This is a genomic window from Streptomyces sp. NBC_00637 (assembly GCF_045161545.1).
Taxonomy (GTDB): Bacteria; Actinomycetota; Actinomycetes; order Streptomycetales; family Streptomycetaceae; genus Streptomyces.
The window spans coordinates 100,306-112,610 of record NZ_CP109047.1 but is presented as its reverse complement, the minus strand read 5'-3'; the positions used below and the strand labels follow the sequence as shown (position 1 = coordinate 112,610).

At 68.1% G+C, this 12,305-nt stretch carries 7 protein-coding genes; all 7 read right to left on the bottom strand.

Going from position 1 to position 12,305, the window contains the following annotated elements; all coding sequences use genetic code 11:
• Positions 1–57: 57 nt before the first annotated feature.
• A complete protein-coding gene (locus tag OG440_RS38470; RefSeq protein WP_331752809.1) occupies positions 58–951 on the bottom strand; it encodes a ParA family protein in 894 nt (297 codons plus the stop codon).
• A 1,924-nt stretch (positions 952–2,875) separates the two neighbouring features.
• Positions 2,876–3,721: a hypothetical protein gene (locus tag OG440_RS38465; RefSeq protein WP_331752807.1), complete on the bottom strand. Its 846-nt coding sequence runs from the start codon at positions 3,719–3,721 to the stop codon at positions 2,876–2,878.
• 570 nt (positions 3,722–4,291) lie between these two features.
• Positions 4,292–4,603 (bottom strand): hypothetical protein, encoded by a 312-nt coding sequence (locus OG440_RS38460; protein WP_331752805.1) that lies wholly within the window; start codon positions 4,601–4,603, stop codon positions 4,292–4,294.
• 112 nt (positions 4,604–4,715) lie between these two features.
• Positions 4,716–6,125 carry a hypothetical protein gene (locus tag OG440_RS38455; RefSeq protein WP_331752803.1) on the bottom strand — a complete coding sequence of 470 codons (1,410 nt, stop codon included), beginning with the start codon at positions 6,123–6,125 and terminating at the stop codon, positions 4,716–4,718.
• A gap of 402 nt (positions 6,126–6,527) precedes the next feature.
• Positions 6,528–9,302, bottom strand: coding sequence for a protein kinase domain-containing protein (locus tag OG440_RS38450; RefSeq protein ID WP_331752801.1), 2,775 nt, complete (start codon positions 9,300–9,302; stop codon positions 6,528–6,530).
• A 238-nt stretch (positions 9,303–9,540) separates the two neighbouring features.
• Complete coding sequence (locus tag OG440_RS38445) at positions 9,541–10,485, bottom strand: hypothetical protein (RefSeq protein WP_331752799.1); 945 nt, start codon at positions 10,483–10,485, stop codon at positions 9,541–9,543.
• A 130-nt stretch (positions 10,486–10,615) separates the two neighbouring features.
• Positions 10,616–11,926: an ADP-ribosyltransferase gene (locus tag OG440_RS38440; RefSeq protein ID WP_406011594.1), complete on the bottom strand. Its 1,311-nt coding sequence runs from the start codon at positions 11,924–11,926 to the stop codon at positions 10,616–10,618.
• Positions 11,927–12,305 lie beyond the last annotated feature (379 nt).

The following is a 12,305-nucleotide window of genomic DNA, read 5'->3' as shown; positions in this document are numbered from 1 at the left end:
CACTCTTCTTCCCACCGTTGGAGCCAGTGTTCTCGCTGTCCTTGTTGTTGGAAGGACTCATCCGACAACCTCGGCGTCCTCGACTGCCTCAATCCGCTCCGGGAGCTCCCACTTCTCAGAGGGCTGGGCCGTGCGGGAGAGAACCTGTTGCATTAGCTCCGCATAGATCTTGCCCGGGGCGTGGCTGGCGTAGCGGATGACCGCCGGGACTCCGAAGGCGAACGAGTCGCTGATGCGGTTGTCGGTGCGGACGTCACGCTGGAAGGGCATCAGGTCAGCGTCCAGCGTGCCATTCCTGATGTTGATCTCTTGCGCCTTCCACTTGGAAGGAGGATTGGAGCGGTTGAGGACGACCCCGAGGTACTGGGGCTCGCACTCGCCGTTCGTTCGCTCACGCACGTAGCGGACCGTGCCACGAGTTGCAGCAGCGCCCTTCAGAGCTGGGTACTCCGGGATGCAGACAGTGATCACGTAGTCGGCCGCGGCGAGAGCTGTCGCTGACAGCGACGAGACAGCCGGAGGTGTGTCGATTACGACGAAGTCGAAGTGCTCTGAGAGCTCGAGGAGCATGCGCCGCAGGATGGGTGTGGACTGGAACCCCTTCTTGTGGATCAAGTCCTGGGCAGCGGTCATTGTCGACTCTTCGCTGGCGAGCAGATGGAGCGAGCCTTGCCCGCCGAACTCCTGCAGAAGCTCGCTTCTGTCGAACCAGATCCCTTCCAGCGGCAGTTTCATTCCCTGCAAGCGGGCCTGGAGGGCCCAGCCGAGGGAGCGCGCCAGCTGTTCCTCGCCGATTAGGTTGACGCCCAAGGCGGCGCCGGCTTGCGACTGCGGGTCGAGATCGACTACGAGGACGCGGCCTCCTGCCAGAGCGAGCGAGCCAGCGAAGTTGACAGTCGAGCTTGTCTTGCCTACCCCTCCCTTCTGGGTCGCGAAAGCAAAAACCTTCATCGCTCAGACACCTCTCCCCTGCTTCTAAGGTGGCTGTCACCAGAGCAAGCGGCCGAAGGCAGACCTGCCAACGGGAGCCGATTTGGGCTAATTCACCAGCTTTGAGGCTTCTGGCCCCAGCTCGTGACCGCAAGATGCTCTAGTGACACCGGATATTCGCGCCTGACGATAACAGGGCGGCGGGTTCTTCGTTCGAGGACTCGCCATCAACACGGGCGAGCTGCGTGGGATGTGCCGTGCGAACTGCCAAAGGGAAATGGAACTGGCGTACGAAGTCACGCAGGAGGGAGGTCGTGGCTTGCTGCGCCGACACGCGGTCACAGGGCCTTCTGCCTAGCTGAGTTGGGCCCGAGATCAGGCGGTCGCGCTATGCGTGGCTGGTGCTCTGGTCGGGAGGGCGGCTTGTGCCGTGTGTGGATGGTCCTTTCGCAGGCCACGAGGGGTGTCGGGTCGACGGGTGGCGTTCTGTGCGGAGTGTCGGATGGGTGGAAGGTCGCCTGACTGGCTGGTGCTCTGGTCGGGAGGGCGGCTTGTGCCGTGTGTGGATGGTCCTTTCGCAGGCCACGAGGGGTGTCGGGTCGACGGGTGGTCCGCTGGGTGAGCCGAGGGACAGCTGGACAGCTCCGCAGCAGCGCCCGAAGTGCGGCTCGTAGGTCGCGGGCACGACCGCTTGTGCCGTGTGTGGATGGTCCTTTCGCAGGCCACGAGGGGTGTCGGGTCGACGGGTGGCGTTCTGTGCGGAGTGTCGGATGGGTGGAAGGTCGCCTGACTGGCTGGTGCTCTGGTCGGGAGGGCGGCTTGTGCCGTGTGTGGATGGTCCTTTCGCAGGCCACGAGGGGTGTCGGGTCGACGGGTGGTCCGCTGGGTGAGCCGAGGGACAGCTGGACAGCTCCGCAGCAGCGCCCGAAGTGCGGCTCGTAGGTCGCGGGCACGACCGCTTGTGCCGTGTGTGGATGGTCCTTTCGCAGGCCACGAGGGGTGTCGGGTCGACGGGTGGTCCGCTGGGTGAGCCGAGGGACAGCTGGACAGCTCCGCAGCAGCGCCCGAAGTGCGGCTCGTAGGTCGCGGGCACGATTGATGATTCGGTCGAGCGGAACATCATTCGTTCGGTCCTAACGTAGTCAGTTGGCAGGCTGCGTCCGCAGTTCGGGTCATTGGGTGTTCGCAGGTTCAATTGCTAGATCTGAGATACGTAAGGTTGTGAGGAAGCGCGAAAGATCGTTGGCAAGTTCCGACGAAGCACTGAGAAATCGTTAGATGGCTGCGGCGTGTACTAGTTCGTTTTGTAGGTTGCTTCGCACTTCGTCCCATAGTTAAGAGGATCGATCCGTAATCCGCTCTACAGAAAGCAGGGCAGATGAATAGATCGACATGAGCTCAGCAAGATGGTCTGAGCGTTGTTCAGTTAGTAACCCCATTCATAACGCACTTGGTTAGAAAGTCAGAGAAAAAGTTAGCTGAGAAGCGGGAACGCTGACTCGCGCGAGCGTTGGGTTAAAGCGTCGTTTCACAGATAGTTGGACACATCGTCCTTCTGCTGGATATCAAGTTGGTGACATTACTGGAGCTAGCGTTGGTTGCGTCAGAGGTTGCGGGAGTGGTTGCAGCGTTGTTGTTGATGTTGCAGAGATCGTTGCAGGATTTCGCTCCACCTCGACGGTCGAGACCGCCTCGCAGCATAGGTGGATGCACCTCTCGATGCATGTTGCGTAGCACTCTTCGTTGCAACGTTGGTTGCAGTCGAGAGGGGATATTGCAGTTCAGAGCCGCACTGCGGGTGGTGCCTGGGTCGCTGTGGGCAGTGCGCTGACGCCGCATCCCGCTCTCAGTAGAGGGAAGGAATCTCGGGATCGCCGGCGGAGATACGGACGGCCGTTGAAATGACGGCCCGGTGGTGGCTTGCTGCTCGGCTGCGTGCGAACCACTATGAGGGCGCTTCGACGGCTGAGGCAGAGAGGTTGGCGTGCCGGTGGCCCTTCCCGGTTACGCTGACGACCACGTCCTCGAGATGGCCAGGAGGGATCTCGGTGCTGTACAGATGCCGGGTGGTGATCAGCCGGTGGCTGATCAGCTGTTGGACCGCCTTGGCGACGGGGGAGTCGTCCGGGCCGAGGTGCACCCTCAGCTTTCCGTTCGGTAGGCCTTCCTCAATCGCGCCGGACGCGTGCACGTGGTCCGAGCTGGATGAGGGGGCTTCAGCGCTGGACGCGGCCGCTGCGAAGACTTCGAGCATGGCGCGCTCGCGGGCTGAGAGGGGCAGGTCGGCCCGACGCCGGCCACTGCCGGCATCGTGTTCGTGCTCTCGGAATGCGTGCAATCGGTCTGCGAGGAACACCGGGCCAGCGGCGAGCTCCTGGACGAGGCAGTTGGCCAGGGAGCCGTCGTCGAGAAGCTGTCGCACCCGGGTTCCTGAGATGCCGAGGATCTCAGACGCCTCCGCGCGGCCGGCGAGCTTGGGTAGGGACGGCTGGCGGAGCTGCCGGTTGAACTCCTCGTACGTCATCACCGCGAACCCGACGACGGAGGTCGGCGGGATCTGCTGCTTTACGGCCGCGGCCTGGGCGTACTCGACTCCACGGGCGGCAGCGTCTATGGGATTGTCAGCGTCGATGAACATCCGCACCGAAAGGTTGCCATTCTCGGCGGGACCTGCGGCGGGGTCATAGGAGCTCAGCTTCTCGTGCAGCGAGGCGAAGACGTCGGGAGAGGGATTGGGGACGTCGAACTCCACATACACGCTGTACCTGTACTGGTCGGCGCGGCGAGTCATCAGGTTCTCTCTTCGGGCGGTGGGGGGAGGGGCGAGCGGGTGGACTGGGCCCTGTGCTGGACGGGGAGGCCCAAAGGCGGCCTCTTCAGGTTGCTGGCGACGATCCACGCGGGTGGGCGCGGTGACTAGGAGCCCGCGCGTCGTGAGCTTGGCCAGGAGGCGCAACTGGTGTCCCGCGATGCCCGCCAGGAGGGGCAGAGTGCGGGAGGTACGCCGGACGCGAGCAACAGCAGCCGATAGGCCGCGGCTCCGCCGGCTGCCACCAGTGAGCTGGAGAGGCGAGTGTGAAGTGGGTGCGCGGCAACCGCGCTGCGTCTCGCTGTCATCCGCTGAAAGGGCGCTCTCGCGAGGGGGATGAGGGGTGCAGTCGGGTCGAGCGGCGGTCCCAGGAGGGCAGGCGGCGCTTGAGCAACCTCATGCACAGCGGTAGGTGAGCTGGCAAGTGCCAACTTGACCCGCGAAGGCGGGCGTGAAGCACTGGGCTGGGGCGCGTCTGTGAGATCGGCGCTGCGGGCGATGGACGCGGGAGCAGCCTGGCCGGCGCCGGAACCGCGGTGGTCCGGCGCCGACTCAAAGAGCGATCAGGTCGCGGACGTTGTCCGGCAGGTCCGCGATGAGCTCGGTGTGGTCGAGGAAGTGTGTGCGGATGCGCTCGGCGAGCTCCCGGTCGACTGTCACCGGGGCCGGCGCCGGCGCGAGGCCCAGCGCGCTGCGTGTCTCGTCGTTGAGGTGCGCGGCGAGCGGGGAGTAGTCGACGTCGTTCGCCTGCTGCTGCAGCTCGTCGAAGGTGGGCCGGTCGCCCGACTGGGGGAGCGGGCCGACGGGCCGGGGCGCGGGCTGGTCCGTCATCCGGGACGTGGGGGTGGTGGGCTGGTCAGTCATGGTCTGCCTCCGTGGGAAATCGGGTCATGAGCGATTCGGGATCAGGGCGCGGTGCACCCTTAACTCCATCCTACTCATAAAACTAATATTTGGCAAGTTTTATGAACGATCACTAGTAGCGGCGGACCTCCTCGGTGTCGACCAGCTGCACGACCACGCAGTTGCGGCCGTTGATCTGGACGTTTTCGTGCACCCCGACCGACACCCACGACGAGCCCGCGCGGTGCAGCCGTTCCCGCTCAAGGTTTCCAGCCATCGAGATCTCGCCCACGGCCGCACCGCGCCGCGATACCAGCTCGAACACCACGGCGTGATCGGCGCGCCCGCGCTGGTTGTTGTCGTCCTCCCAGTCCGATCGGGAGAAGACCTCGTGGGCGGCGACGTGCGGGCAGTGCGAGGACGACATGAACGAGGCGTCCCGGTAACGGCTGCCGGCGGGGAAGTTCGCCCGTGCCCAGGCGGCGACCTGGTTGGACTTGCGGACCTCGAGCGGCGGCGTGAACCCGCGGAAGGTGTGATGCGGCCTCTCCGAGCGGCCGGCCGAGTCGATCGCGCTGTTGATGTTCCCGACGACCTCGCGCATCGGCTCGTCCATCCGCTCCGCAGGCTGATCGATATCACGGCCCTTGTAGAGGTGCTCGTTGATCGCCTTGTGCTTCGACGTCGTGTACGTCTGCGTCCAATGGCGCTGATCCTTGCTCAGCCGCGCAGCCCACGCCTTGGACTCGGGCACGAGCGCGCCGGCACGGTCCCTGTCGAGCTGCTCACGGACGGGGGAGTTGGTCAGCCCGTGCCGCTCCCAGGGGCGGCACGCCTGCCGCGTGGCCGCGGCCTTGATGATCTGCTCGGCGTGGTCGGCAGGGACACGGTCGTAGATGACCTGCCCGTGCTCCACCCGGTAGGGCCACGGCGAGTTCGCCAGAGCCTCGTACCGGTCCTGGTCCAGGTGGTTGAACACCACCCGCGCGTAGGGCGGTTCATCGTCTGTGCCCGCATACACGGTGGCCGAGCCGGCGAAGTCGGCCCCGCCCCAGGCGACGGTCTGGCCGCCGTCCTGGCGCGGGATGAACGTTGCGGCGCCGCCGGCCCCGCTCGCCGCGGCGAGCGCCGAAGCCGCCCGCACATGCTCGGGGAACTCCGGCATCGGCGGTGCCTGCCACCCGCTGGGAGTGGGAGCCTCCGGTTCGGGCTTGGCCGGCATCGGACCCAGGGCGTAAGCGTGGCGCGGGTCCGCGGAGTTCGGGTAGCTCCCCGGCTGCCCGTCGGCGATCGTGCGGGCGGCCTCCGCGCACTTCTTGGCGTTCTCCGCGTACTGCCCGGCCTTGGCATCGTCGCCGCTCTCGGCCGCCTCCTTCGTCTTGGCCGCCCACTGCTCCGCGTGCTTCAACGCATCCCGGGCGGGGTGCTCCGCGCCGAGCCCGCTCAGGCCCTCGGCCGTGCGGACGGCAGCGCGCCGCGCCGCCCGGACCGCCGGATGCGACGAGGTACAGCGCCTGCCGCCCTTGCCTATCGCCCTGCACACCGCGCCCGCTCCCTCCGTCGCACCCGCGTGAGGCGGGGCCGCTCGAGATGAGCGACGAAGGGATCTTCAACGGGCGGGCCTGTGGACAAAGGCCGAGCCCGCTCACAGGCGCGCCCCGCCCCACCGGAAGAGGACGAGTGGGGGCTCCAGGCGACTACGCCGACTCCATGAGGGGACGCGCGGCACGACCGGCGACGACCTGTCCGTCGTCCCGACCTGCGGACGGCCCTCCCGCCCAGACAACCGGGATCACGTCTTTACAAGGCCTGGTGCGCAGCCGCGTGGAACCGGACGGAACTGAGGGACTGGGCCTGCCTCATACGCGCTTCGTGTCGGGGCAATCGGCCTGCGGCCGACCGGTGCGGACACCCGCTCGGGCACTCGCGCCGGTCGGCCGCAGGCTCAGTTGCTGGTCGCGGATCTGATGGCGCTGCGGATGCTCAAGTCCACGGCTCGCTCACCGGCCAGTTCGTAGTAGAACCGCGCGCTGCCAGGGTGTTCTCGCAGTACCCCAGCGAGGATCTGAGCGGCCTGACCGCGCAGCCGGCGCAGCCAATCCCGGGTGGCGTTCTGCTGGTCGAACTCGTTGGACGCCGCGTCCCAGGTGCACATGCCGCGGGCCGCCTCCTCCAGCAGATCCCACTCCTCTTCCTGGGCCGCCTGGCGGGCGACGCCGCGCAGCCACGCGATGGCTCTCTTGCATTCGTTGTAGTGCGGCCAGCCGGTGCCGTCGCCGTGGACGTGTCCGGCCATCGCCCGGACCAGCGTGAGGGCCTGCTCGGGGTTGGCCAGGACGAGTGGCCCGGTGACGTCCATCTCCAGGCCCGGCAGGACGTCCAGGTACAACTCGTAGTCGTCGCCGTTGTCGGCGGCGAGCGCGAGCAGCCGACCGGCCGCGTCGGTGTCCCCCTCCTGGGCGGCGGCCGCGAGCTGCTGGGCCCGCGCGATGGGCAGGTCGAAGGTGGGAGAGGTCTCCCGCTCCACCAGGTCGAGGAATTCAGCGATGGTCTGCGGCCGGAGTGACGGAGCATGGAAGGTGCACTGCCTGACAACGCCACGCCAAGGTCCGGACGGCAGCTGGACCACGTTCGGCTGCGGGTCGATGCCCGTCAGAAGCCAGGCGATGACCTTTCCCAGGCTGTAGATGTCGCTCGCGGCCTTGGCGTTGTGAGGATCGACGGACAACTCGGGGGCAGCGAACTCGGCCGTGCCGATCGTCGTGCCGGTGCGTTTGGGGTTGGTCGTCTGCCCGCGGGGGCGGCGCACGATGCCCCAGTCACCGAGAACCCAACGGCCGTCGAGATGCAGGATGTTGGCGGGCTTGATGTCCCGGTGCAGGTAATCCAGACGATGGGCGTCGGCCAGGGCGGCCGCGACCGCCTCCACCAGGGCCCGCAGTTCCTGGGCGTCGCCCTTCAGCTGGGGCTGGAGGCGCTCGGCCGTGTTCTGGGCCAACGGCATGACGAACCACTCGGCCCGGGGACACGAGTCGAGGACCGGCATGACGTGGCGGTTCCCCCCGAGCTTCTGGGCGACCTCGATCTCGCGCATCATCCGCGCCGTCAGCCTCTCCCGCAGCGACAGCGGCTTTTTGAACGCGACGACCACGTCTGCCGTCTTGTGCCGGGCCTCGTGGACGACGCCCATACCGCCCTTACCGCCCGGCATCGGAAACTTCTCGAGGGCGTAGTCTTTCTTCACGCCGCGGGCCAACTGGCGCACCGCGGCGTACTGATCGGCGGCGGGAGCTGGCGCCTGCTGCTCGTCGACCGGGGCAGTGGCGTCCGGGGCGTGTCCGGTGATCTTCATCAGCACGGGGTGGACGGCCCCGATGTCGTTCGTCGGCAACGCACCCAGCAGGTACGCGGGTCCGCCCGCCGGGGTCTGGGCGAGGCCCAGTACCTCTCCGAGCTGTACCTCGGCGACCGCCTCGCTCGTGCGGGACGCCGCGTTGACGGTGTGCAGTTCGACGCCGATTCCGGATCCGGCCCGCCCGGCCACCAGGACCGTGTCAGTGCCCGTACACGCGACGTGCCCCGGGTAGGAAACCGGCGTCAGCGGCCATTCTTCCCGCTCGCCGGCGCTCGTGCCGACGGCGAGGTCGACGACGGCGCTGTGTCCGCTGGCGGCGAGGAAGAAGCGCCGCCCGTCAAGCCAGCCGGCCGACCGTACCGCCGCGTCGAAGGCGATGGAGAAACGCTGCTGATCGCCGACCTCATCACCGAGGCGGGTGAGCGCCAGGGTCGAGCCGGTGCCGGTGCCCAACGTCGCTCCGGACCCCGACAGAACCCACACGCTCGCGTCGGGGCCCAGCAGCAGGTTCGCATTCGCCTCGAACCCGCCGCCCACCGCCCGCAGTTCGCCGCCGTGCCACATCACCACCGCAGGCCCGCACGGCACGCACACGGCTCCGTCCGGCAGAACCACGGCGGCGCCGTGCACGCCGGGCAGCGGCAGCCGCCACCGCACCCCGCCGCGCCGCAGATCCACTTCGGCGAGCCCCGCCTCAGTGGTGATCAGCGCCCGCTCGGCGGACTCCCAGGCAAGCCCGCTCGGCGTCAGCGGCCAGTCCTCTCCGGCCAGGACCACGGAGGCCTCGATGCCCGGTTCCGTACGGTCCGGCACGGTGACGGCTCCGGACGGCCGCGCCGGCACACACAGAGCCGGGGCAGGCTCCGCCGGTTCCTGCAGCAGGAGTTCGTGCAACGGGGTGTAGGGCGGCCGCGGCGTGCGGAAGGCCGACCGGATCAGTGTCGCGAGCGGGGCGAGGGCGCACACGGCGGCCTCCAGATGATCCTGGTCGAGCAGCACGCCCCGTGCGCCCATGACTGCGCGAAGGGCATCGTCCACCGCACCGCCCGCAGTCCTCGCGAACACCAGGATCCACCGCACCCCAGGGCCCAGGTCCCGCTGTTCGAGGGCCTGCACCGCCGCCCTGGCCGACTCGGCCGCATCGGTGCCTGAGGCCGCAGTCACGGTGATCGCGTAGTCGCGTCCGTCGAGTTCGAAGAACACGGCCGGCGCGTCCTGCGAGCGGTAGTCCACCGTCGCCTCGGCGTCGGTGCGCCGGATCAGGGCCGCCACCACATCGACCAGGAGGTGGTGCCGGTCCTGCTCCGGCACCTCGTCACCGTGGCACTGACCGTACTCGGCCAGCAGCTCCCGTACGTCCTCCATCGCCCCGCCCCGTGCGTCGTGCCTGCCGGGCACCACGCCCGAAGGAGCGATTGTCGCCCACGGCCGGGCACGACGCGCGCTGATCACGCAGATCCGTCGGCACCACCCGCTTGCCGCGCGGGGTGCCGACTGCTGCCTGCGCCTGCCGCCAAGGCGTGGGGCGGACCGCAGGTGTTGAACATGGGGCCTGTGTGCGGCATCGGCGCGAAGCCAGAAGGTGAAGAAGCGGCGGGAAGTCTCAGCCGTGAGGCCTGCTGACGAGCGCGTCCCGCGCATCGCCCGAGCAGCCGGTGGCCAAGTCACGTGCGACAGTGACCAGGACACGCTCACGTACGAGGTCACTGTGGACAGCCGGGTCGACGTCCGCCGGCAGCGATTCGAAGGCGTCGTCGATAGCGTGCAGGGTCTCCTCGAAGCGCCCCAGACGACGCAGCGCCTGCGTCTTGCGAAAGAGCGCCAGCGGGTCCGGGCGCGCACCGAATGCCGGGCCGGCCAACAGGTCGAGGAGCAGGCGAGGCTGGTCCGGCAGACCGTCGCCCAGCCACACACCGTGAAGCAGCGTGTGCGCGACCTTGGCATCGTGCCGGGCGTCGCGAAGGATCGGGTCGATCAACTCGAGGCCGGCCGTGTTGGACTGCCCGAGAAGAGCGAAGGCGTGCAGGGCTCGGCTGAAGGGGTCCAACTCGTCCGGCGGAGAGGGGTGCGCGGTGAAGAAGGCTTCCAGCGCCCGGCAGCGGAAGTCGTACCTCAGGGCTGTCGCGTACAGGCATCGCCGCGTGCGGAGGACTTCTGGCGCGCCGAGCGTGGACAGGGCCTGGCCAACGGTGACCTGCTTCAGCACGCTGCTGCCGTGTTGGCATGCGAACCAGGCGAGGTCGGAACAGAACTGGGCGCGTTCCTGCCATGACGGGCGGATCAGTAGCATCCAACCCTCCGCCACGCAGACCCACGCCCCCTCCAACTGATCTTCGACGTCCACGTGCGCGATGTCGAAAACCAGGCCACGCCGCGCGGGGTCCTTGGACAGCCAGGCGAGCGTCGTCTGTGCCGTGGGGAGGGCGAGGAGACGCCGGACCACGCGCGCGCGTTCCCCCGACGTATGGGCGGGCAGGGCCGCGAAGTCCGCGATGAGCTCGTCTGCCTGCCGGTCGTGCATCTGCACGGGGGTCTGCTGGGTGGGCACGTCGATCCTCCAGGAGAGCGAATGAGGGGGTCCCGCAGGCGCGGTCCGGTCTAGAGCGGGGCCGCGCTGCAGTGGGGCGTAGGCGTGCTGTCGGAGCCGGTCACACGCCACGGCATCTGCGGATCTGCGATCAGTAGCGACGGCTGTCCTGCGCGTCACACAGCTGCACGAGCATGACCTTCTTGCCGCCGACGACGACGTCCTCGTGGACGCCGACCACCACCCAGTCCGTGTTGCGGGGCATCAGCCGCTCACGTTCGAAGTTGTTGAACCGGGACACGGACGCCAGCGGAGCTCCGCGCCGGGTCACCGCCTCGAACACAACGCCGTGATCTGCCTGGCCGGACTCGTACTTGCCCGAGCTGTAGTCGCTCCAGTTGCGGCGGGAGAACCCGGAAGCGATCGAAGGGCAGTGGGAGACGGACATGTAGGAGTCGTCGCGGTACCGGCCACCCACCACGAAGTTCTCCCGCACCCATGAGGACACCTGGTTGTTCTTGCGGACCTCCGTCGGAGGAGTGAATCCCCGGTAGACGCGGTGCGGGGTCTCCGATACGCCCGCGGCCTCGATGCCCGCGTCGAGATGCTTGGTGACCGTCTTCATCTTCACCTTGAGGCCGGCGGCAGGCTCCTCCACCGTCTTGCCCTCGTAAAGGTGCTGGTTGATCGACTTGTACGCGGTGTTCGTGTACTTGGTGAACCAGTTCTTCTGGGGGTTGCTGAGATTTCCTGCCCAGGACTGGGACTCGGGCCACAGCTTGGCGGCCTCCTCGCTGTCGAGGGTGGCGCGGTGGCTGTCACTGCTCAGCCCGTGCTCTTCCCACGGTTTGGCCGGGCGCCGCCGGGAGGCGGCGTGGATGATCTGCTCGGCGTGGTCGACCGGGACCTGGTCGTAGATGACCTGCCCGTTCTCGGTCCGGTACGGCCAGGGCGAGTCGGCCAGCGCCTGATACTGGTCCTCGTCCAGGCGGTGGAAGACCACCCGCGCGTAGCCCGGCTCGTCGTCGGTCGCCGGATACACCGTGGCCGAGCCGGCGAAGTCCTTGTCGTTCCACGCGGCACTCTGCCCGCCGTCCTCCCGTGCCGGCAGCAGCCGGGCCCTGCCGCCGATACCGGCCGCCCCGGCCAGCGCTTGCGCAGCGCGCGCCTCCTCGGGCGGACGCGGCGGGGGAGCGGCATTCACGATCGCCGGGTCGCCGGGATCGGGGTAGGCGTCCTTCGGCTCGCGCCCCCGAAGCAGCGTCCGCGCCGCCGCCGCGCACTTCTTCGCATTGCCGGCGAACATCTTCGCCCGGTCGTCGTCCCCGGCCTCGACGGCTTCTTTCGTCTTCGCCGCCCACTCCTGCGCACTGCTGTAGGCGTCCTTGGCGGGATGCCCGTCAGATGCCTGGGTGACGCTGGCGCCCAACTGCCCGGACGCGGCCCGCTTGGCGACGCGCATTGCCGGATGCGACGACGCACACCGCCGTCCCCCCTTCGTTTTGGCCCTGCACATCCCGCGAACTCCCCTCTTCCTGTCCGCGCCATGGCGACGCTCGATGACGAGGCGATCTTGGGATTCCGGGCCTGTGGACAGAGGCCGCTCTTCGTCTCCACGCGCAGATCCAGGGCCGCGCAACGGGGATTCCGCCCCCGTATCCCGGCCCTTGGCCGGAGACACAGATCCCTCGCGCGCCGGTCACGTCGCTGACGGGTACGCGCCGGGCATGGCCATGTGTGAAGCGACGAGCCGGTCCAGAGACCGCCGGGCCGGCTGATGGTCCACGACTTGGTCCGGAGCGTGATGTGGCGCCGAGCCAAGGCGACGGTACGCAACTCTC